General features: G+C 32.4%; 18 protein-coding genes and 1 pseudogene. 4 read left to right on the top strand and 15 right to left on the bottom strand.

Annotation, left to right across the window (positions count from 1 at the left end):
• Positions 1-89 precede the first annotated feature (89 nt).
• The 4 genes from glmM to rlmE all read right to left on the bottom strand — a co-directional run bounded on the left by glmM (position 90) and on the right by rlmE (position 4962).
• Positions 90-1430: a phosphoglucosamine mutase gene (gene glmM, locus CF386_RS04810; protein WP_089073282.1), complete on the bottom strand. Its 1341-nt coding sequence runs from the start codon at positions 1428-1430 to the stop codon at positions 90-92.
• An 11-nt stretch (positions 1431-1441) separates the two neighbouring features.
• On the bottom strand, positions 1442-2263 hold the full coding sequence (folP, locus tag CF386_RS04805; RefSeq protein WP_089073281.1) for a dihydropteroate synthase: 822 nt from the start codon (positions 2261-2263) through the stop codon (positions 1442-1444).
• A 100-nt stretch (positions 2264-2363) separates the two neighbouring features.
• Positions 2364-4283, bottom strand: coding sequence for an ATP-dependent zinc metalloprotease FtsH (gene ftsH / locus CF386_RS04800; RefSeq protein ID WP_089073763.1), 1920 nt, complete (start codon positions 4281-4283; stop codon positions 2364-2366).
• A 43-nt stretch (positions 4284-4326) separates the two neighbouring features.
• Positions 4327-4962 carry a 23S rRNA (uridine(2552)-2'-O)-methyltransferase RlmE gene (rlmE, locus tag CF386_RS04795; RefSeq protein ID WP_089073280.1) on the bottom strand — a complete coding sequence of 212 codons (636 nt, stop codon included), beginning with the start codon at positions 4960-4962 and terminating at the stop codon, positions 4327-4329.
• Positions 4963-5078: 116 nt separating this feature from the next.
• Between rlmE and yhbY the strand changes: the two genes are divergently transcribed.
• Positions 5079-5372, top strand: coding sequence for a ribosome assembly RNA-binding protein YhbY (gene yhbY / locus CF386_RS04790; RefSeq protein WP_089073279.1), 294 nt, complete (start codon positions 5079-5081; stop codon positions 5370-5372).
• A 67-nt stretch (positions 5373-5439) separates the two neighbouring features.
• Here yhbY and greA read toward each other — a convergent pair whose 3' ends face one another.
• Positions 5440-5913 (bottom strand): transcription elongation factor GreA, encoded by a 474-nt coding sequence (greA, locus tag CF386_RS04785; protein WP_089073278.1) that lies wholly within the window; start codon positions 5911-5913, stop codon positions 5440-5442.
• A 347-nt stretch (positions 5914-6260) separates the two neighbouring features.
• Between greA and CF386_RS04780 the strand changes: the two genes are divergently transcribed.
• Positions 6261-7433 carry a porin gene (locus CF386_RS04780; protein WP_089073277.1) on the top strand — a complete coding sequence of 391 codons (1173 nt, stop codon included), beginning with the start codon at positions 6261-6263 and terminating at the stop codon, positions 7431-7433.
• A 43-nt stretch (positions 7434-7476) separates the two neighbouring features.
• Positions 7477-8844 carry a D-alanyl-D-alanine carboxypeptidase/D-alanyl-D-alanine endopeptidase gene (gene dacB, locus CF386_RS04775; RefSeq protein ID WP_158522302.1) on the top strand — a complete coding sequence of 456 codons (1368 nt, stop codon included), beginning with the start codon at positions 7477-7479 and terminating at the stop codon, positions 8842-8844.
• A gap of 112 nt (positions 8845-8956) precedes the next feature.
• Here the strand turns inward: dacB and carB are convergent, their stop codons facing one another.
• The 9 genes and pseudogenes from carB to murJ form a co-directional block, all read right to left on the bottom strand.
• The gene (gene carB / locus CF386_RS04770) at positions 8957-12172 is read right to left on the bottom strand and encodes a carbamoyl-phosphate synthase large subunit (protein ID WP_089073275.1); all 3216 of its coding nucleotides are present in this window, start codon (positions 12170-12172) and stop codon (positions 8957-8959) included.
• 4 nt (positions 12173-12176) lie between these two features.
• Positions 12177-13318 (bottom strand): annotated as a pseudogene (gene carA / locus CF386_RS04765) (glutamine-hydrolyzing carbamoyl-phosphate synthase small subunit).
• An 87-nt stretch (positions 13319-13405) separates the two neighbouring features.
• Positions 13406-14215, bottom strand: coding sequence for a 4-hydroxy-tetrahydrodipicolinate reductase (dapB, locus tag CF386_RS04760; RefSeq protein WP_089073274.1), 810 nt, complete (start codon positions 14213-14215; stop codon positions 13406-13408).
• A gap of 45 nt (positions 14216-14260) precedes the next feature.
• A complete protein-coding gene (gene ispH / locus CF386_RS04755) occupies positions 14261-15205 on the bottom strand; it encodes a 4-hydroxy-3-methylbut-2-enyl diphosphate reductase (RefSeq protein WP_089073273.1) in 945 nt (314 codons plus the stop codon).
• A gap of 2 nt (positions 15206-15207) precedes the next feature.
• Entirely contained in the window at positions 15208-15642 is a 435-nt protein-coding gene (locus CF386_RS04750; protein ID WP_089073272.1) for an FKBP-type peptidyl-prolyl cis-trans isomerase, read from the bottom strand.
• Complete coding sequence (gene lspA / locus CF386_RS04745; protein ID WP_089073271.1) at positions 15629-16132, bottom strand: signal peptidase II; 504 nt, start codon at positions 16130-16132, stop codon at positions 15629-15631. Before lspA ends, CF386_RS04750 begins: the two co-directional genes overlap by 14 nt.
• The gene (gene ileS / locus CF386_RS04740; protein ID WP_089073270.1) at positions 16132-18969 is read right to left on the bottom strand and encodes an isoleucine--tRNA ligase; all 2838 of its coding nucleotides are present in this window, start codon (positions 18967-18969) and stop codon (positions 16132-16134) included. Before ileS ends, lspA begins: the two co-directional genes overlap by 1 nt.
• Positions 18970-18998: 29 nt before the next feature.
• Positions 18999-19931, bottom strand: a complete 933-nt coding sequence (gene ribF, locus CF386_RS04735; RefSeq protein WP_089073269.1) for a bifunctional riboflavin kinase/FAD synthetase — start codon at positions 19929-19931, stop codon at positions 18999-19001.
• A gap of 211 nt (positions 19932-20142) precedes the next feature.
• Positions 20143-21510, bottom strand: coding sequence for a murein biosynthesis integral membrane protein MurJ (gene murJ, locus CF386_RS04730; RefSeq protein WP_089073268.1), 1368 nt, complete (start codon positions 21508-21510; stop codon positions 20143-20145).
• Positions 21511-21657: 147 nt separating this feature from the next.
• Between murJ and rpsT the strand changes: the two genes are divergently transcribed.
• A complete protein-coding gene (rpsT, locus tag CF386_RS04725) occupies positions 21658-21918 on the top strand; it encodes a 30S ribosomal protein S20 (RefSeq protein ID WP_089073267.1) in 261 nt (86 codons plus the stop codon).
• 34 nt (positions 21919-21952) lie between these two features.
• Here rpsT and nhaA read toward each other — a convergent pair whose 3' ends face one another.
• Complete coding sequence (gene nhaA / locus CF386_RS04720; protein WP_089073266.1) at positions 21953-23095, bottom strand: Na+/H+ antiporter NhaA; 1143 nt, start codon at positions 23093-23095, stop codon at positions 21953-21955.
• Positions 23096-23098: the final 3 nt, after the last annotated feature.

Raw genomic sequence — 23098 nt, 5'->3', positions numbered from 1 at the left:
CCAAGTTGAAAAAATTAAAAAAAATAATTAAGTCGACATATTACATAATATAAATAAGTCATACAAGAAAAAATTTATTTTTATTAGTTTCACTGTTTACTTTTTAATCTTTCTACAATCTCTGTTGCTATTTTTTCAATAAATGATTTGCTTTCACCTTCAACCATAACTCTAAGTAAGGGTTCAGTACCTGATTTACGAATTAAAATCCTACCTTTATTACCTAATTTTTTTTCTATGTTACTAATAAAGTTTTGATTATCTTTGTCACCCAAAGGATTATCTCCCTCAGATAATTTAATATTTTTTAACACTTGTGGGAATACTTGCATATCTGACGCTAAATCTTTTAAGCTTTTTCCACTTTCAATAATAACTCTAAGAACTTGAAGAGCAGCTACAATCCCATCACCGGTTTTTGCTTTGTTAGAAATAATCACGTGACCAGAGTTTTCCGCCCCTAATATCCAATTATTTTCTTTCATTTTTTCATGAACATAACGATCTCCTACTTTCGCTCGAATAAATTCCACACCTAATTCAGATAAACTTTTTTCTAATCCCAGGTTACTCATTAATGTTCCAACAACTCCAGAGTTATTCATAATTCCAGTATTTTTATAATGCTTAGCTAAAATAAAAGCAATTTTGTCACCATCAATTTCAAACCCATCTTCATCAACCATAATTACTCGATCACCATCTCCGTCAAAAGCAATGCCCAAATGAGATTTTGTCTTCAATACTTCAGCTCTAAGGTTTGCTGTATCTGTTGCTCCATATCCCTCATTAATATTGACTCCGTTTGGTGAGCAGCCAATTACTTTGGTATTTGCACCTAATTCGGAAAAAACTTTAGGAGCAATATCATACGTGGCTCCATTTGCACAATCCAAAACTATATTTAATCCAGCTAGAGACAACTCGGATGGAAATGTTCCCTTAGTAAACTCAATGTATCGACCAGCAGCATCATCGATCCTAATAGCTTTTCCAAACTTATGAGCTTCAACACAAATAATATCCTTAGTCAGTTCATTTTCGATTTGTTTTTCAATATGATCTGGTAGCTTAAAGCCATTATTAGAAAAAAACTTAATGCCATTATCTTGATATGGATTATGAGAAGCTGAGATCACCACACCTGCTTCAGCCCTAAATGTTTGCGTAAGGTATGAAATTGCTGGTGTTGGCATAGGACCAGTTAAAATTGATTGTAACCCTGCAGCAGCAAATCCTGCTTCAAGTGCTGACTCTAACATATAACCCGATATGCGTGTATCTTTTCCAATAATAACTTTTTTTGTACCATTTTTTGCTAAAACTTTTCCAGCAGCCCATCCTAGCTTTAAAACAAAGTCTGGTTGAATAGGAAAACTTCCAACTAATCCTCGAACACCATCTGTTCCAAAATATTTCCTCTCTGACATATCATTACCTACTATTTATATTGATTATATTCATTGAAAATTTGTAATGCCTGTGATGTCTCAAGTACATCATGTACTCGAATAATATTAGCACCATTTAATGCAGATAAAATCGCTGCGCTAACACTTCCAATGACAACTTCATCTGGTTTACGTTTTAATATATTGTATATCATAGATTTACGAGAAAGTCCTACTAATAGAGGAATTTTTTTAATTTTAAACTTTGATAAATTAGCTAATATTTCATAATTATCTTGTAGTCTTTTTCCAAAACCAAATCCTGGATCAAAAATTAATTGATTTTCAAAAGTAGAATGTGAGACTAGCTTTTCATGAAAAAACTCTTGTATATCTTTTACTACATCATCATAATATGGATTATTTTGCATGTTCCTTGTTTCGCCTTTTTTATGCATCAAGCAAATAGGCACACCTAGTTCAAAAATTTTATTTGGATATTTACATAAAGATAAAGCCCTTACATCATTTATAATATCTGCTCCGTTTGCAACAGACTCATAAATTACTTTCGGCTCACTGGTGTCAACAGATATCCAAGTATCGAACCTTTTTCTAATATCAATCAGTATTTCTTGAGTGCGATCCAATTGTTCATTTGCTGATACGGGTATACTTCCTGGTCTTGTAGACTCACCTCCAATATCTATAATTGATGCTCCAGAATTAATCATTTTTTCAACTTGTCGAAATGCATTATGTTTTTTATTAAAACGACCTCCATCTGAAAATGAGTCTGGGGTTAAGTTCAAAACTCCCATAATAACAGGCTTGTCTAGATTAAGAGTTTTATTTTTACTACGAAGTTCCATAATTTAATAATCTTATGTGGTATAATGGTAATTATTGATAGAGATAAATGAAGAAGTGCGAAAATTTTATCGCACTTTTTTGAGGGTAAATGTTAGATTATTACTCTTTATTGGAAGTGTTTTCTTGCGAATCATCTACATTTGTATCACTATTCTTCTCATCTTCGGCTTTATTATCCTTAGATTCAGTAGTTTGATCACTCCATCCCTTAGGCTCTCTTATTTCTTCTTTTCGTTCCATCAAGTCATCTATTTGATCCACATCAATAGTTTCATATTTCATTAGTGCATCTTTCATAGAATGCAAAATATCCATATTATCTTCAAGAATTTTTCTAGCCCTAGCATAATTGGTATCAATAATACTTCTAATTTCTTGATCAATTAATTTTGCAGTATCATCAGCTACATGTTTAGTTTGAGTAACAGAGCGCCCAAGAAAAACCTCTCCTTCATCTTCAGCATACAGCTGAGGACCTAATTTTTCTGAAAACCCCCATTGAGTAACCATTTTTCTTGCTATATCAGTAGCTCTCTCAATATCATTCGAAGCTCCCGTTGAGACATTCTCAGCACCATAGATTAATTCTTCAGCAAGTCTTCCACCATATAATGATGATATCATTGATTCAAGTTGTTTTCTGGAATAACTGACTCTATCTTCTTCTGGTAATGCCATAGTTACACCCAGAGCTCTACCCCTAGGTATAATAGAAACTTTATAAACGGGATCATGCTCAGGAACTAATCTCATGATGATAGCATGACCTGCTTCATGATAAGCTGTAGACTCTTTTTGATCATTAGACATAACCATTGATTTTCTTTCAGCTCCCATCATAATCTTATCTTTAGCTAACTCAAACTCCACCATTGAAACTGTTCGTTTATCGCTTCTTGCCGCAAATAATGCTGCTTCATTTACGAGATTTGCTAAATCAGCACCAGAAAAACCAGGTGTTCCACGTGCAATAATTAATGGTTTAACATCATTGTCCAAAGGCACTTTTTTCATATGTACTTTTAAAATTTGTTCTCTACCTTTAACATCTGGTAATCCAACAACCACTTGTCTATCAAATCTCCCTGGTCTTAATAACGCTGGATCTAAAACATCTGGTCTGTTAGTAGCTGCTATAACAATAATCCCTTCATTTCCTTCGAATCCATCCATTTCAACAAGCATTTGGTTAAGGGTCTGCTCACGTTCGTCATGACCACCACCGACACCTGCACCACGCTGTCGACCAACTGCATCAATTTCATCAATAAAAATAATACATGGGGCTGCTTTCTTAGCTTGTTCAAACATATCCCTAACTCTTGAAGCACCTACACCAACAAACATTTCAACAAAATCTGAGCCTGAAATAGTAAAGAATGGAACTTTAGCTTCGCCAGCAATTGCCTTAGCTAATAAAGTTTTACCTGTACCTGGAGGTCCTACTAATAAAATACCTGTAGGGATTTTACCACCCAACTTTTGAAATTTACTAGGATCTCTTAAATAATCGACTAATTCTTTAACATCTTCTTTTGCTTCGTCACAGCCAGCAACATCAGAAAAGGTGGTTTTGATTTGTTCTTCACTCATCATTCTTGCTTTAGATTTACCAAAGGACATAGCGCCTTTTCCGCCTCCGCCTTGCATTTGACGCATAAAAAACAACCAAAAACCTATAATCAGTAACATTGGAAACCAAGATATAAAGATTTGTAAAAGTATACTTGGTTGTTCTGGTGGAGTTCCTTTTACGGCAACATTATGGTTGATTAAATCATCCATAATTTTGCTATCTCCTATAGAAGGAATATAGGTCACAAACTTAGAATCATCAGACTTAGTAAAAGAAATTTTACTCTGATCAAACGTCGCTTGCTTAACCTGATCTTGTCCAACTGCTTCAACAAATGTTGAATAGTCCACTTGATTTTTACTTTTATCGCTTGGGCCAAAACTCTGAAAAACAGACATTAAAACCACCGCGATAACTACCCATAAAATTAAATTCTTTGCCATATCACTCAAGGGTCAAACCTCGCCTAAAAATTGTGAATAAAAACTATACGTTTGGATTAAAACCTATAGCAACGATGTAAACTTCTCTAGAGCGATCCCGAGAGGAGTCTGGTTTTCTAATTTTTACTGTTTTAAAATTTTTACGAACTTCTTTAAGATAACTGTCAAAATCAGCTCCTTGAAATACCTTTACCACAAATTTACCATTTCGAGTTAGCACTTGTCGACACATATCTAATGCTAATTCGACCAAATACATAGATTTAGCTTGGTCTGATACACTATTTCCACTAAAGTTTGGAGCCATATCTGAAAGGACAACATCAACTGGTTTATTTTTGATTTTTTCAAGCAAAGCATTCAGAACACTTTCTTCTCTGAAATCACCTTGAAGAAAATGAACACCAGCCATGGAGTCCATGGGTAGGATATCACAAGCAATTACTGCTCCTGAATCCCCTATAACTTCCGCTGCAAATTGTGACCAACCACCCGGTGCAGCACCTAAATCAACAACTAAAGAACCTTTATTGATAAGCTTTTCTTTTTCGTGTATCTCTTTTAACTTGAAATACGCCCTTGAACGATAACCTTTTTTTTGAGCTTCTTGAACGTATTTATCATCAAAATGCTCCTTCAACCATCGACCAGAACTTGAAGATTTATTTTTAGTGGACATGCGAACCTATCATTTGTATTGGTTATTTTTCATATTTTTGTTAATATATCCTTAATTATTAATTTATGGGTTAAATATTTACATTTCAACCCTTTTAAACAATTTTATTAAAAAATATGAAACTAACATCAAAACAAATTAAATTTTTAAAGTCTGAAGCACATCATTTAAAACCTATCGTTCTTATGGGAGCGAATGGTCTTACTGAAGGCGTTATAGTAGAGATAGAATCAGCTGTAGCATTTCACGAGCTTGTAAAAGTCAAACTTGTTTCATCTGATAAAGAAACTAAAGATCTCATTATAGATGCAATCCTTAGAGAAACTCACTCAGAGTTTGTACAAGTAGTTGGAAATATCTTAACGCTATATAAATCAAGTCCGGAAAAAAAATATAACCTTCCAAAATAAGACTTTTTGATCATAGATAGTTCGATTCATTTTTAATCTCATACTTCGAACAATCTATGCATTCAAGTTAAATATAATCAACTTTGTCTATTTCAAACTCCTTTAAGCCACCAGGAGTATTTATTGAAACTTCATCGCCTTCTAATTTTCCTATCAGGCCTCTGGCAATTGGTGAATTAACTGAAATTAAATTTTGCTTAATATCAGATTCATCGTCACCAACGATACAATAAGTCACACTAGAGTCATCATTTACATCTATTAAGGTAACGGTTGAACCAAAAATAATCTTATCTGATTTAGGTTGCTTTGTAACATCAATCACTTGCGCAACTGAAAGTTTATATTCGATATCTCTAATTTGTGCTTCACAAATTCCTTGTTCTTCGCGAGCAGAATGATATTCAGCATTTTCCTTTAAATCACCTAGCTCTCTTGCCTCAGCGATAGCTTTAGAAATTTCGGGTCTACGTTTTAACAATCTATCTAATTCTTCTCTTAAAAGTTTCTCACCCTTAACCGTCATGGGTACTTTGTTCATTTAACATACCTTTAATCGTTCATAATTAATAAAAAATTACATTATATATTAAGTCTTTTGTATTACCAAATCTAAGAAATCTGTAAACTAAATACAAAAAATAATAAATTAATAAGATTATTATATAATAAACTTTTTTTTTAATGTATGTAAGTTTTTATAAAATTTCAAAATGTTCATACATTTGTAATAATTTAAATTTATGATAACCATCACAAAACAATGTTCAAAAAAAACAAAAAAAAGGTTGTTTTTCAAATTGAACCTTTTTACAATGATCGAGATTTAAATCTAATTATTACTTTTGGTCGAGTAATAATTAACCAAACTAAAATCAAGGATAAAACATGAAAAAAACTCTTTTAGCTGTAGCTCTTACAGCTGTTACTGCAGGAACAGCTCACGCTGCAACCGTATATGATCAAGATGGCACTTCACTTCAAATTGGTGGATTTGTTGAAGCAAGAGCTGAAATGGAAAAAAATCCAACTTCTTTTGATTCTAATGACTACTCTTACCCAACTACTAACTCTATGAGTAATGTAAATGATGAGAGTCGCTTTAGATTAAATATGACTGGTAAGTCAATGATCAATGACACTCTATATGGCATTGGTTTCGCTGAACTTGAATTTGATGTAGGTTCATCAAATGTAGACACACGTTATGTTTATGCTGGTATTGGTGGTGATTTTGGTCAAGTAACTTATGGTAAACAAGACGGTGCTTTAGACGTTATTACTGATTTTACTGACATAATGCCTAATAACGGAGCTACTGCTTCAAATAAAATTACATCTGCTGACCGCGTTGCAAATACATTGGCTTATGCAGGTACATTTGGCGATATTTCAACTCGTGTAACATATAAAGCAAAACAATCTGATGTTGATACTGTCGGTCAAGGTTTTGGTGGTTCATTAGTGTGGAATCTAGGTGATTCTGGATTTTCAGCAGGTGCTGGTTACGCTTATGAAAGAGATAACTTAGCTGGTAACGCTGCCGGAACAGTTATTGATAGAGCAAGTACTTATAACACTATGTTAGGTTTGTCTTATAATGACGAAATGTTATATGTTGGTCTTTTAGGTTCTGTTGGTAAACATCTAACTACTGGAACATTTGTTGGTGATGATAACGCAGGTTTTGCAAATAACAACGAAAATGTTGATGTTACTGTGTCTAATGTTACAAATTTTGGTCAACAACAAGTTGGTGCTGCTAAATACTGGGGTGCAGAATTTGCTACAGCAGTTACTTTAGATCAATGGATTTTACAAGCGACATATAACTATGGTAAATACACAGATCTAGATAATGCTGGTTCGTACTTAAGTGGTGTTGCAGCAAAAACTGGTGATAATGATCCAGTATCTGCAAACAATGCTGACTTTGCTGTGAACTATGTTTGGAATAAGCAATTCACAACTTATGTAGAATACCAAGCTGACTTCCTAGATAAGAAAGATCAATACTACCGAGGTGACAATGCTTGGTTAGGTGCAATGTACTCTTTCTAAGAATTTAAATATTCAAATATACACATACACCACCTTAAAGGTGGTGTTTTTTTTTGAGGGATTTTATGCGATTTTTATTTTTTTTTTTATTTTTTCAACACATCTTTTTGCTACTCAACTATCTGATATAACAAATACTTTTCCCAAACAAGCAGGTTTATCTTTAATTATTTATAACATTGAAAAGGACCAGTTTATAATTAAATTAAACCCAGATAAATACAGACAACCAGCTAGTCTGCAAAAAATTAGCACAGCTCAAGCCATCGAAAATGAATTTAAATCAAATCAAAAGTTAGTAACTACCTTGTCAATCAATCGTAATAGTCTAATTATAAACTTTTCAGGCGACCCTTCTCTGACTTTAAATGATTTAAAAACCTTAATAATTAAAAACAAGACAAAAATTAATCATTCTAAAATAAAAAATATTTACCTTCAGTCATCAGAGATAGAAAATGGAAATGCAATAGGAGAACCTTGGGATATTTTAGCTTCCTGTTACGCAACTCCATCTTCAGGCATCGTTATCAATCACAATTGTCTACGTGGAAAAATCTTAATTAACCGTAAACAAAATAAAATAAAATTAAAAATTCCCTCACATGTTACAATTACGAACCGGGCATTTCTTACAAAAAGTTCAAAATTTTGTAACCTAACGTTAACACCAACATCCAAAAATAATTACATTCTCAAGGGCTGTATTAATAATACTATTAAAAGTATCCCTTTAAACATAGCTATTTATGATTCAGCAGATTATGCAAAATCAATTTTAAAAAAATTATTAAAAGAAAGTAAAATTCATTACAGTGGTTCAATTTACTTATCTAATAAAAAATTTAAAGGGGAAGTTATTGCAAGTCATTATTCTCAAAATATTAATTTGCTTCTCAGGCATATGCTAAAAAAATCTGATAACTTGTACGCAAATTTTTTTATAAAACTGCTTGGTCATAAACAATTCAAACAAAAAGGAAATTTTTCAAATGGCGTTGCTGCCTTAAAAATTTCATTAATGAAATATCAGAATATCAATTTAAAACGTTTCAATTTCGTTGATGGTTCTGGTTTATCGAGAAACAACCGAGCACCAGCATCTTACTTTCTAGATATATTAAAAGAGTTATATTTAAAAAACTCAACAATAATTGATATGCTTCCTGTAAGTAGTGTCGATGGTACTTTAAAATATAGACCTAGTATGCAAAATACCACATTTACCAATCATTTTATCGCAAAAACTGGTAGTTTATTTGCCGTTTCTAATCTAGCAGGAGTTTTGAAAACAAAATCAGGTAATCATCTGATTTATATCCAAATGACAGATAACTTGTTTCCCCAACAAAAATTTAACATATATAATTTTGAAAAGAATATGCTTAATTTTTTATATTCTAATTACTAAAAAAACATCAATATCGAGTTTATATTAGAGCAATTTATATAACACATTAATAAATCAAAGCCCCTTAAACAGGGGCTTTGTTTATTTAAATATACGATTAAATTTTATCGTTTTAGATTTGTTTGTGTAACTCTTGGATGGAGTTGACTTTATAAGGCTCATCCGCATTGTGTGCCTTACATGTAGCAAAAGCGGCATTCATTGTGGTTGTATACTTAACCTTTTCCTGCAGGGCTGCTCTTCTTAAAACCTTAGAATCCTCTATTGCTTGTCTACCTTCGACAGTATTTACAATATATGTATATTCATTATTTTTAATACGATCTAAAATATGAGGTCTACCTTCATGCACTTTATTTACAAGCCTAGGATTTATTCCAGCTTCACCAAGCACAACTGCTGTTCCATGAGTAGCATCTAATTGATAACCTAAGTCTTGCAACTGTTTAGCTAATAAAACTACTTTTTCTTTATCATTATTTCTCACTGATAAAAGAACACGTCCAATAGAATCATACTCTTTACTACATCCAAGTTCAGCTTTAGCAAATGCATCTGAAAAGGAATTACCTATACCCATAACTTCACCCGTAGAGCGCATTTCAGGACCCAAAATAGGATCAACGCCTGGAAATTTATTAAAAGGTAATACGACCTCTTTTACGGAATAATAAGGCGGAATTACCTCTTTAGTTATCCCTTGCTCTTTCAAACTTTGACCAGCCATTACTCTAGCAGCTATTTTAGCGATCGGTAAACTTGTGGCCTTTGATACGAAAGGCACCGTTCTTGCTGCTCGTGGATTTACCTCAATAAGATAAATTTCATTATCTTTTACAGCAAATTGTGTGTTCATTAATCCATTAACACCAAGTTCTAAAGCAAGTTTTTTAACTTGTTTTCTCATTTCATCCTGGATAGTGTTACTTAATGAGTGAGCTGGAAGTGAACAAGCAGAGTCTCCAGAGTGAACACCTGCTTGCTCAATATGCTCCATAATACCACCAATTAAAACCGATTCACCATCAGAAATAGCATCTACGTCAACTTCAATAGCATCATCTAAGAAACGATCCAATAAAACAGGAGAATCATTTGAAACACTGACTGCTTCGTTAAAATACCTTTTCAAATCTTGCTCATCATATACAATCTCCATAGCGCGTCCGCCCAACACATAAGATGGTCTTACAACTAAAGGAAATCCAATTTTTTTTGCTTCTTCGACCGCTTTCTCAATACTTGTTACAGTCGCATTTTCTGGTTGTTTTAAATTCAACCTATCAACAGCTTCCTGAAATCTTTCTCGATCCTCTGCTCTATCAATAGCGTCTGGACTTGTTCCAATAATAGGAACCCCTGCAATTTCAAGTTCCCTAGCAAGCTTTAATGGTGTTTGTCCACCATATTGAACAATGACGCCTGTTGGTTTTTCAATTCTTACAATCTCTAAAACATCTTCTAAAGTAACCGGTTCAAAATATAATCTATCTGAGGTGTCGTAATCTGTAGAAACTGTTTCAGGGTTACAATTAACCATGATAGTTTCATAGCCATCTTCTTTTAAAGCCATCGCTGCATGAACACAACAATAATCAAATTCAATTCCCTGACCAATTCTATTTGGTCCTCCACCTAAAACGATTATTTTATCTTTATTGGAAACATTAGCTTCACATTCCGAATCATATGTAGAGTACATATAAGCTGTATCTGATTGAAATTCAGCTGCACAAGTATCTACTCTTTTGTATACTGGATGTATATTATTTTTATCCCTTAACTTTCTGATTTCATTTTCAGACACACCAATAAGCTTACTTAATCTTTGATCTGAAAAACCTTTTCTTTTTAAATCATATAAAAATGATGCATCGAGTCCTGAAAAGCCTCTTTTTTTCATTTCCTTTTCATCACGAATGAGATCTTCTATTTGAATTAGAAACCATCGATCGATTTTGGTTAAGTCAAAAATACCATCTACAGACATACCTGCTCTAAATGCATCCGCAACATACCAAATTCTTTCAGCACCCGGCTCTTTAAGTTCTCTTCGTATTGTACTAAGTGCATCGGCATCATCTAAATCAACTACCTCATCAAAACCAGATGCACCTACTTCTAAACCTCTCAAAGCTTTTTGTAATGACTCTTGTTGGTTTCGTCCAATGGCCATAACCTCACCAACGGACTTCATTTGTGTTGTTAGCCTATCATTTGCTCCAACAAATTTCTCAAAATTGAATCTAGGAATTTTTGTAACAACATAATCAATACTCGGTTCAAAAGATGCTGGCGTAACTCCACCCGTAATATCATTTTTTAATTCATCTAACGTGTAGCCTACTGCAAGTTTTGCAGCAATTTTTGCTATAGGAAATCCAGTCGCTTTTGATGCAAGGGCTGAGGAACGAGATACTCTGGGGTTCATTTCAATAATTACCATTCGACCATCATCTGGATTAATTCCAAATTGAACATTTGAGCCTCCAGTTTCCACTCCTATTTCTCTCAAGACTGCAATTGAAGCATTCCTCATTAACTGATATTCTTTATCCGTTAATGTTTGTGCGGGTGCAACAGTGATAGAATCACCAGTGTGAACCCCCATAGGGTCAAAATTTTCAATGGAGCAAACTATAATACAGTTGTCATTTTTATCCCTTACCACTTCCATTTCATACTCTTTCCAACCTATAAGGGATTCATCGATTAACAACTCATTTGTAGGGGAAAGATCTAGACCTCGAAGACATATTTCTTCAAACTCTTCCTTGTTATAAGCAATGCCTCCACCACTACCGCCCATAGTAAAGGATGGTCTAATGATACATGGAAAACCGACTTCATCTAAAACGCCATAAGCTTCTTCTAATGTAGTCGCAATGCCTGCTCTTGGGCACTCTAGTCCAATGGATTTCATTGCCTTATCGAATCTTGAGCGGTCTTCAGCTTTATCAATAGCATCGGCCTTAGCACCAATCATCTCAACAGAATATTTTTCTAAGACCCCTTCCTTTTCAAGTTCTAATGCACAATTTAAGGCGGTTTGTCCACCCATAGTAGGCAACAATGCATCAGGTTTTTCTTTTTTTATAATTTCTTCAACAATTTTCCAATTTATGGGCTCTATATAAGTAGCATCTGCCATTTCAGGATCAGTCATGATTGTTGCAGGATTAGAGTTTACAAGTATGACTCGATAACCTTCTTCTTTTAAAGCTTTACAAGCTTGAGCTCCAGAGTAATCAAACTCACAGGCTTGTCCAATTACGATAGGTCCTGCTCCTAGTATTAAGATACTCTTTATATCATCTCTTTTTGACACTTGATTACTCCTTATGACTGCTTATTTTTTTTATTAAATCAATAAATTTTTCAAATAAATACATTGCATCTTGTGGTCCAGGACTTGCTTCTGGATGCCCTTGAAAACTAAATGCTGGACATTCTGTATGTTCTATACCTGCCACTGATTGATCAAATAAAGATTTATGAGTTACTTTCAACGTCAAAGGAATATTTTCAGGATCAATAGCAAAGTTATGATTCTGGCTTGTAATTAAGACTTTTCTAGAACTTAAATCCTGAATAGGATGATTTGCTCCATGATGTCCAAATTTCATTTTGAACGTTTTCGCACCTGAAGCTAAACCTAATATTTGATGTCCGAGACAAATACCAAAAATTGGAATTTTTTGTTTAGAAATATTTTTGTTGCATTTATAGCATAATCACAAGGCTCAGGATCACCTGGACCATTAGACAAAAAGATTCCATCAGGTTTCATTTCTAATACTGTTTCTGCTGAGGTTTGTGCGGGAACAACAGTAATTTTACAATTCATGTTAGCCAAAATTCTTAAGATATTATTTTTAACACCAAAGTCATAAGCTACGATATGATAAAGTGCATCATTTTCTGTTAAATAAGAATAACCACCTTTCAAATCCCATGTTTTCTCAGTCCAAACAAAACTGTTTTTTGTGGTCACTTCTTTAGCTAAGTCAAGCCCTTTTAAGCCTGGAAAAGAAGCTATAAAACTATCTGCCTTATCTTTATCCAAAGAACCTGTCATAATGCAACCAGTCATAGTGCCCTTTTCTCTTAGCATACGAGTTAACATTCTTGTGTCAATATCATAGATACCAATAATATTGTTTGTTTTTAGGTAATTAGATAACGTATCTTCGCTTCTAAAATTTGATGGAATAATGGAATTATCTCTGATAATTAATCCCTTGGTATGTATATTTTTTGATTCGATATCTTCTGAGTTAACGCCAGTATTACCAATATGGGGGTAAGTTAATGTGACTATTTGATCTTTATATGATGGGTCAGTTAGTATTTCTTGATATCCAGTCATTGATGTATTGAAAACGACTTCACCGACAGTACTTCCAGAAGCCCCTAATGACTTACCTTCAAAAATAGAGCCATCTTCTAAAACTAAAAATGCTTTACAAACCAAATTTTCCTCCAATTTTTATCTATGATCTCCAGACAAATTGTCTGGATAGTAGAGATGATTTCATCCTAAGTCAAGTTATATTTTTATTTATTTATTTAAGCCAATAACATCATGCATATCAAAAAGCCCATTTGGTTTTGATTTAATTAGCCATTGAGCTGCCTTCAATGCTCCCTTTGCAAAAATTGATCGATTCAATGCTTTATGATTTATTTCAATAACCTCATCTTCATCAGCAAAAATCGTTGAGTGATCTCCAATAATACCACCAGCACGAATGGTAGAAAAACCAATTTCTCCATACTTTCTTTCACCAATTAATCCTTCTCTACTGTATCTAGCTAATTGAGATAAGTCGCAATTTAATTCTTCAGCAATTACTTCTCCTATCCTTATTGCGGTACCTGACGGAGCATCTACTTTTTTACTATGATGAGCTTCTATAATTTCAATATCAGTTTTATTTCCTAGAACCTGAGTTGCTAGTTGGACAAGCCGTAGCATTACATTAACCCCAATACTAAAATTTGGGGCCAACAAAATTGGTATACTTTTACTAAAGTTATGAATGTTCTCTAACTCATTTTCTTTAAAACCAGTCGTTCCTATTACAATCCTTTTATTATATTTACAACATAACTCAATATTTTTTAATGAATTGCGTGGTGTGGAAAAGTCAATTATTAAATCCGAGTTTACAATACAATCTTCAATATTACTTGTTACCAAAATATTTGATTTTAGGTTATTGCTAAGTTCATCTGTACTTTTATTAAGATACTTGCTTTTTTCATGCGTAATTGCGCCAACTAACTTTATATCTTTAAAGACTTCTATATTATCTAGAATACTTTTACCCATTCGACCAGTAACACCAGATACTATAACTTTAATCATATTTACCTCAAAAAAATTCAAAAAAAAGCCTTTTTAAAAAGGCTTTTAAATAATCTGTTTAATTTTAAGCTCCTTGGGGACCTCAAAATACATATCCTCTCTACAACCAGAATATTCTCTTACTTCGCCACCAAAATCAGTCACAATTTTCTTTAAAATTTTCTGGATGAGTTCCTCTGGTGCAGATGCACCTGCAGTAATTCCTAATTTATTGACTTCAATAAACCAACTTTTATTCAATTGATCAATAGAATCAATTAAATAACTTTTTGTGCCAAGGTTTTCTGCAAGTTCACTTAATCTATTAGAGTTAGATGAGTTTTTAGAGCCAACAACAATCATTAAATCCACATTTTCAGCTAATTCTCTCACTGCATTTTGACGATTCTGAGTTGCATAACAAATATCTTCTTTTCTTGGTCCCTGAATATTTTTATATTTTTGTTTCAGCTCCTCAATAATATCATGTGTTTCATCAACAGATAGAGTAGTCTGAGTTACGAAATGTAAATTATTTTCATCAATAACCTTTAAACTTTTAACATCTTCAATTGACTCAACTAAATAAATTTTTCCTTCTACATTGTTGTATTGCCCCATTGTGCCTTCCACCTCAGGATGTCCTTTATGGCCAATTAATATAACTTCCTGCTTTTTTTTACTAGCTCTTGCTACTTCCATATGAACTTTAGTAACTAGAGGACAAGTAGCATCAAAAACCTTCAAGCTCCTTGCAGCAGCTTCCTTCCTTACGGATTGAGATACTCCATGTGCTGAAAATATCACTACGCTATCTTCAGGAACTTCCTCTAACTCCTCTACGAAAATTGCACCTCGTGACTTCAAGTCATCTACAACATATCGATTATGAACAACTTCATGACGAACATAAATCGGTTTCCCAAAAAGAACAAGAGCATTTTCAACAATTGTAATGGCTCGATCTACTCCAGCACAAAAACCTCTTGGGTTTGCAAGTAATATTTCCATTCTTATTCTTTCTCTATATTGATTATTTCCACATTAAATTTAACCGTTTTTCCTGCTAATGGGTGATTAAAGTTTACAATGACACTGCTCTGAATAATTTCCTCAATAACACCTATTGTCTCACTCCCATCAATTCCTTTAAAAGTGTGAACCATGCCTTCTTTGATATTTTCAATATCGCCAAAAACAGATATATCAAAAGATATAACTTTATCATTCTGAATATGTCCAAAAGCTTGATCTTCGCTTAGAGTAAATTCTCGAATGTCTCCTTTTTGAAGTCCTATTAAGCAATTTTCAAAGTTTTCAGTTAATTGTCCTGTACCCATCTCTAGACAACTTGATTCACCTCTATCCCATGTTGATTCAATAATAGTTCCATCTATAAGAACTAAAGAAAAATGTAATTGTACTATTGAGTTCTTATTTATTTTCATCAACAACCTTCTTTACGAATAAATAATCGAATATTAAAAGTATCGCTCCAATACAAATCGCAGAATCAGCAATATTGAAAACGGCAAAACTAAATTCACCCCAATGAAAATGAATAAAGTCAACAACAAATCCATTATAAATTCTATCAACTAAATTGCCCAGCGCACCACCAATGATAAGACTGAACGACAAATTACTTAAACTAAAAGATTTTTTGCTTTTATATAAAGAATAAGTTAATACAAAAATAATGACGACGGCAATAAAAGAAAAAAGCCACTTTTGCCATCCACCAGCATCATTTAGAAAGCTGAAAGCTGCCCCATGGTTACGAACATAGGTAATATTTAAAAATGGAAAAATATTTTTAGTCTGATACAAAGTAAAATATTGAGTAATCAATATTTTACTAATGATGTCTAAAAAGAATGTGATTAAAGATAGTATTAGCCATCTTAGGCCAGTATCACAAATTCTTGTCCTATTCATTAAGCATAATTCCTTACTTCACCTTCTCCTTTGATATTTGAGACACATCTTTGACAAATATCATTGTATTCCGAGTCTAGCCCCACATCATCCGTATAATGCCAACATCTTTCACATTTTTTTCCACCTGAAGGTTTTATCAATAATGATAAACCTGAAAGCTCTGTATCTTTAGCCTCTGAACTTTTTTCACTTATATTTTTCACTTTAACATTCGATGTCAATAATACAAACCTTAACTCATCACCAAGTTTCATCAATAATGCTTTTAAATCTGTATCAGCATATAAGGTAACATCTGCTTGAAGAGAACCACCTAGCACTTTATCTTTTCTTAAACTCTCAATTTCTTTATTGACAATATTCCTAATGACCTGGATTTCACTCCAGAATTCCGAGTTTAATTCTTCATGCTCAGACAATGTATTAAGTCCCAAATACCATTCACCTGTGAAAACATACTCATCTCTTTTGCCAGGCATATTCTCCCATACTTCATCCGCTGTATAAGATAAAATGGGAGCAATCCAACGAACTAATGATTCAATTATATGATAAAGAGCTGTTTGACAACTTTTTTGAGCAATAGAATTTTTCTTAGCTGTATATTGTCTATCTTTTATAATATCTAAATAAAATGAACCCATCTCAATTGAACAAAAATGAAGAATCAATTGAGTTACATCATGAAAATTAAAGTCACTATATGCTTTAATTATTTTATTTTGAAATTCATTTGTCTTTGATATAGCCCATCGATCTAATGCAATCATTTCATTAAAATCAATAAGATCATCTTCCGGATTAAAATCGTGTAAATTTGATAGTAAAAATCTTGCTGTGTTTCGAATACGTCGATAGGCATCAGCACTTCTATTCAAAATTTCATTTGATACTGCCTGCTCACCGGTATAGTCTGTCGAGGCTACCCATAACCTTAATATATCTGCACCTAATTTAGAAACCACATCATTAGGAGCAATTGTATTTCCAAGTGACTTGGACATTTTTTTGCCATGCCCATCAACAGTAAATCCATGCGTCAAAACTTTTTTGTATGGTGCTTTACCATTCATACCAATAGATGAAAGTAATGATGTCTGAAACCACCCTCTATGCTGATCTGAGCCTTCTAGGTATAAATCCGCAGGTAGTTTCCCCTTAAACTCTTCTCTTTGAGCAAGTACAGAGTAATGAGTTACTCCTGAATCAAACCAAACATCCATAATATCGTTAACTTTTTCATAATGGGCAATATCTTCTGATTCTAGAATATCTTCATTTTTAAGATCCCACCATGCTTGTATTCCCTTTTCTTCAATCAATAAAGCAACTTTTTCAATCAATTCTACTGAGTTAGGATGAATTTCCTGTGTTTCTTTATGAACAAAAAGAGTAATAGGAGTTCCCCAAGTTCTTTGCCTCGAAATACACCAGTCAGGTCTATTCTCAACCATAGAACGAATTCTATTCTCTCCCCAGTCAGGTAACCAGTCAACATTTTCTATTGCTTCTAAGGCGTGCTCTTTCAAAGAGTTTTTTTCCATGGAGATAAACCATTGAGGAGTAGCTCTAAAAATTAGAGGAGTTTTATGTCTCCAGCAATGCGGGTAACTATGCTCATACTTTTCATGGAATAAAAGCTTACCATTTTGTTGTAATAACTCTATTATTTCTGGATTGACTTTATTAATATGCTTTCCTGCAAAAATAGATGTATTAGGTAAATAAACGCCATTTGCACCTACAGGATTAGCTACTTCAAGATTATATTTTTTACCAATAACAAAGTCTTCTTGCCCATGTCCTGGAGCAGTATGGACTGCACCTGTACCTGCATCAGTTGTAACATGTTCACCTAATATAACGGGTACAGTGAACTCATAAAATGGATGTTTTACTTGAAGGTTCTCTAACTTACTACCAACAGTTTTTCCGATTATCTCATAGTCTGAACAATTAATTTTTGTCATTACATTTTCGATTAAAGAACTGGCTAATAATAAACGTTTAGCCTGTCCATTAAGCTCTAATTTTACTACACTATATTCAAGTTCAGGATGAAGCGCAACTGCTCTATTAGCAGGTAGTGTCCAAGGTGTTGTGGTCCATATTACAACTGATACTGTATCATCTGTCCCAGGGCTTTCTGACCAATTTATATAATTAGCTAATTCATCAGTATTGTCAAAGTCAAACATTACATCAATTGAGTCGGATACTTTATCTCTATACTCAACTTCAGTATCAGCTAATGCCGAACCACAATCGATACACCAATGAACAGGCTTGAAACCTTTTGATACATGATTATTTGCAACAATTTTACCAAAAGCTCTTACAATATTCGCTTCTTCTTTGAAATTCATCGTAGCATATGGATGGTCCCAATCTCCTAGAACCCCAAGACGTTTAAAATCTTTTTTTTGTAATTCTATTTGTTTTGAGGCGTACTCTCTACATTTTTTTCTAAAATCAGCTGCAGATATTTTTTTTCCAACCTTGCCAGATTTTTTTTCTACCATTAACTCAATCGGAAGACCATGACAGTCCCAACCAGGAACATAAGGCGCATCAAAGTTTGATAAGGTCTTTGATTTAATAATAATATCTTTTAGGATTTTATTTAATGCATGACCAATATGAATATTTCCATTTGCATATGGGGGGCCATCATGAAGTATAAATAGTTCTTTTCCCTTTTTAGATGCTCTAATTTTCTCATATAAATCATCTTTTTGCCACTTTTCAAGAAACTTTGGCTCTTTTTGAGCTAAGTTTCCTCTCATTGGGAAGTTTGTTTCTGGTAAATTTAAAGTGTTTTTATAATCGCTCATGAATATTTTTTTCCGATCTATCGTATGTTCTATTTATTTTTTATGTAATTTTTTGCTTGATTCATATCAATATTGATTTGTTGCTTCAAATCATTCATTGTTTCAAATTTCATTTCATTTCTTAATTTTTTAAGAAAACGCACTCTTAATCGTTTTCCATAAATATCACTTCCAAAATTTAAAATGTGCACTTCTAGTACAATTTTTTTACCATCTATTGTTGGACGATTGCCTATATTTGCAACACCATACAATTTTGTATTATTTAACAACTCAACCATAACAATAAAAACACCTCTCAAAGGATAGTTTGTATTTTTAGTTGCTATATTAGCTGTTGGAAAACCAATAGTTCTTCCTAATTTGTTTCCATGAACTACAGTTCCTGTTATAAAAAAATTCCTACCTAAAAAAGAAGAAGCTTGTGATAAATCACCATCTATCAATTGCTTTCTTATGGCCGTGCTACTTACACGCTCATTATTAATTAAATAACTGTCTTGCGCATATGTTTTATAATGATATCTTGATTCAAGTTTTTTTAGTAGTTGAAAGCAGCCTTCTCTTCGATATCCAAACTTAAAGTCATCACCAATTATAATTATTTTAGCTTTTAACTTTTTAACAAGGATATTCTCTATAAAATCATAAGCAGACATATTAGCAAACTTTTGATTAAATTGTAAGCACACAAACTCTTCAATCCCCTTTTGAGCAATTAAAGTGTATTTATCACGAAGATTATTAATCTTAAAAACTTTCTCTTTATCTTTTGAGAAAAACTCTTCTGGATATGGCTGGAAAGTAACTAAAATTGATTTTAATTTAAAAACTTCGGAATAATTGGAAACTTCATCTAAAATATTTTGATGTCCTAAATGTAAACCATCAAAATTACCTATAGTTATAACACTCCCACAAACTCGCTTCGGAAGATTTTCAACATGTCTAATTATTTTCATCCCATAAACCTAAATTAACTCATTTTCATTAAAGTTTTGTATGGATTAATTTTTAAAATCAATATCGAACCAATATATACCAATATTCCTATGAAAAGAACCTTGGAAATTGCAAAACTTATCTCTAACTTTGTCATAAAAAACAAATTGGAACTAATTGGTACAAAGTAATCGATACATAATAACATAATAAAACTTGCTATTAATATTTTTAAAGAAAATAAATAAAATTCAAGATTAACATTGATTTTTTTAATCTTTTTAATTTATTAAAGAGAAGAGAAAACTGTATAAGAGATGATAAGGCTAGACCGAAACACACCCCAAGAAATCCAAAAAAACTTGAAAATGATAAACTTAAGATAATATTCATAAAAATTGTTAAATAACCTATTTTAATTGTCGACTTAATTTTATTAATTGCAGCAAAAATAATCATTAAATTTTTACAAAAAAGGATAAAGATTAATGAAGCTAGAAGAACATAAGTTGCATTAACAGTATTATCAACATCGACTTTATTGAATTCATTACTATAAAAAAGAAGAATAATGATAGGTTTAGCTAAATATACAAGTCCTATTATCGCAGGTATTCCAAAGATCTGAATTACTTTAAATGACTGCAGAATTAATTTATTAAAATCTTTTAATTCAAGTGCAGAAAACTTCTTGCTAAAAATAGGTACAAATAACAGACTAAAAGCCATACCTATAAATGACTGGGGGAAATCTATCAATCTTTGAGAATAATAAAACCAGCTTATAGAACCAGTTTTTAAAAAACTTAAAATGATAGTTGATATTAACACATTAATTATAATAACTGAGTTGCTCAAAGAAGCATAATATAAATTTTTACAAGTTTTTCTGAATAATGGATGCTTGAAATCTATCTTCAAATACTTCAGTAGGTTTAATTTGTAAAGATATACTATAGACATAAAAAATTGACATAATCCACCAAAAAAAACGCCAATTACTACTGCCAACTCCTTTTCTATGCCTAAATAGGAATAGTTATACAAAAACAATAAGATAACAATATTCAAAATCATCGGTAAAATCGCTGGAAAATAATATTTGCCTAAAAAGTTTAATATTGAGCAAGAAAGCCCTGCTAAAGAAATAAAAAACAAATATGGTAAGGTATACTTTATCAAATGAGATGCCAAAACATAGCTCAAACCTCCAGTACTGTATGGATCATTTAAATATTCCTTGAACCATCCTATACCCATAAATATGACAAAAATATTTGATAATAAAATGAATAGAGTTGATGCGATTAAAAAGAACAGACCAAAGGTTCCTATTAAAAGACTGACATTACTTTCAAAATCTTTATTAAAATTTGAACTGTTATGATTTAAAATAGGAACAACTGCTTGGTTAAAAACACCATCAGTAAAAAGTCTCCTTAAGATTAAAGGGATGTTTAATGCAAGTATGCATGCATCTGCCTGATATCCGCTTCCTAAAGCCCTAGCAACAAAGACATCTCGAAATAAGCCTAATACTTTAGAGGAGATTGTGACTATCATTAACCAAAGACTTGTTTTAAATAAGTTTAACTGCATTTAAAAATGAAATTGCTTTAAAAGTTAATTTATTATACCTTTTCAAAAAAAATATCGCCATGACTTGATATTTTTATTGACATTTTGTTATAAAATAGGCAAAATTTTGCTCTAAAAACTATATTAATTTGAATACTGGAGTTTACTTTGGCTAACATAAAATCAGCTAAAAAACGTGCTTTAACGTCTGAAAAACGCAGACAGCACAACGCAAGCCGTCGTTCTATGATGAGAACTTATATGAAGAAAGTATTTTCTGCAATTGAAAGCGGTGAAAAAGAATTGGCAACAAAAGCTTATGCCGAGGTTCAGCCAATTCTTGATAGATTTGCAACTAAAGGCTTAATTCATAAAAATAAAGCAGCTAGACATAAAGCTAGAATTTTAGCGAAAATTAAAGCTCTTTAAATTGAGTTTTTAATTGTTTGAAAAAAGCAGAGATCTAATATCTCTGCTTTTTTAATGCATATTTCAACGCAAAAAAACCAATAACAGCCGATAAAAAAGAGCCTCCTAAAATCCCAATTTTTGATAAATTAATATAATCTTCATTCAAAAAAGCTAAACTTGATATAAATATAGACATTGTGAAGCCAATACCACAGAGAATAGAAACACCAAATATTTGTATTAAATTTACACCCGCTGGTAATTTGGCCATTTTGAATTTTAAAGACAAATAGCTGAAACTGTATATACCAATAGGTTTTCCTAAGAAAAGTCCTAAAACTATTCCTATTGAAAGCGGATTTATAATTTGATGCAATGAAATATCTAGTAGGTGAATTCCTGCATTACAAAATGCAAAAATAGGTAAAATCAAAAAATTCACCCAATAATGCAATTTATGCTCTAATAATTTTAAAGGTGATTTACAGTTTGGATTTTTATGTTCGATTGGCACCAAAAAGCCAAGAATTACACCTGCTAAAGTAGCGTGAATTCCTGATTTTAGAACAGCAATCCAAAGGATAAAACCTACAATTAAATACCAAGATATATGCATGACTTTTTTTAGATTAAATATAGCTAATGTGAGAGTAGCCATTGTAGCAATAAGCATTGGAATAGCATTTAATTTAGTACTATAAAACAGAGCAATAATAAGAATTACGCCCAAATCATCAATTATTGCAAGTGCTAACAAAAAGCTTCTTAAGTTACTAGGAACATTAGGAAGTAAAGCTAATATACCCAACGCAAAAGCAATATCTGTTGCAGCTGGTATTGCCCAACCTTGACTTAATTCCATGCTCGAATAATTCAAAGATAAATAAAATAAAGCAGGAATTAACATACCGCCTACTGCTGCAATCAAAGGGAAAATTGCTTTATCTTTTGAGTTTAAAGCCCCTTCAATCAATTCGCGTTTCACCTCTAGACCAATTAATAAGAAAAAAATTGCCATCAATCCATCATTTACCCAGTGCCCAACAGATAAACCTAATATTTTATAACTCAAGGCATTGAAATAGTGATCAGAGATAGGTGAATTAGCAAAAATTAAAGCCAGAATAGCAGAGCATAAAAGAATAATTCCACCAGATGATTCGAGTTTAACAAATCTCAATATTGTTTTAGTCATGAT

It is taken from the genome of Paraphotobacterium marinum (assembly GCF_002216855.1).
Classification (GTDB): Bacteria; Pseudomonadota; Gammaproteobacteria; order Enterobacterales; family Vibrionaceae; genus Paraphotobacterium; species Paraphotobacterium marinum.
Note: the sequence above shows the minus strand (reverse complement) of the source record. Positions and strands in the feature narration are given on the sequence as shown.

Coding starts and splice junctions, on each gene's coding strand:
- glmM (WP_089073282.1), bottom strand. CDS start 1,430: ATGTCAGAGAGGAAATATTTTGGAACAGATGGTGTTCGAGGATTAGTT.
- folP (WP_089073281.1), bottom strand. CDS start 2,263: ATGGAACTTCGTAGTAAAAATAAAACTCTTAATCTAGACAAGCCTGTT.
- ftsH (WP_089073763.1), bottom strand. CDS start 4,283: ATGGCAAAGAATTTAATTTTATGGGTAGTTATCGCGGTGGTTTTAATG.
- rlmE (WP_089073280.1), bottom strand. CDS start 4,962: ATGTCCACTAAAAATAAATCTTCAAGTTCTGGTCGATGGTTGAAGGAG.
- yhbY (WP_089073279.1), top strand. CDS start 5,079: ATGAAACTAACATCAAAACAAATTAAATTTTTAAAGTCTGAAGCACAT.
- greA (WP_089073278.1), bottom strand. CDS start 5,913: ATGAACAAAGTACCCATGACGGTTAAGGGTGAGAAACTTTTAAGAGAA.
- CF386_RS04780 (WP_089073277.1), top strand. CDS start 6,261: ATGAAAAAAACTCTTTTAGCTGTAGCTCTTACAGCTGTTACTGCAGGA.
- dapB (WP_089073274.1), bottom strand. CDS start 14,215: ATGATTAAAGTTATAGTATCTGGTGTTACTGGTCGAATGGGTAAAAGT.
- ispH (WP_089073273.1), bottom strand. CDS start 15,205: ATGGAAATATTACTTGCAAACCCAAGAGGTTTTTGTGCTGGAGTAGAT.
- CF386_RS04750 (WP_089073272.1), bottom strand. CDS start 15,642: ATGAAAATAAATAAGAACTCAATAGTACAATTACATTTTTCTTTAGTT.
- lspA (WP_089073271.1), bottom strand. CDS start 16,132: ATGAATAGGACAAGAATTTGTGATACTGGCCTAAGATGGCTAATACTA.
- ileS (WP_089073270.1), bottom strand. CDS start 18,969: ATGAGCGATTATAAAAACACTTTAAATTTACCAGAAACAAACTTCCCA.
- ribF (WP_089073269.1), bottom strand. CDS start 19,931: ATGAAAATAATTAGACATGTTGAAAATCTTCCGAAGCGAGTTTGTGGG.
- murJ (WP_089073268.1), bottom strand. CDS start 21,510: ATGCAGTTAAACTTATTTAAAACAAGTCTTTGGTTAATGATAGTCACA.
- nhaA (WP_089073266.1), bottom strand. CDS start 23,095: ATGACTAAAACAATATTGAGATTTGTTAAACTCGAATCATCTGGTGGA.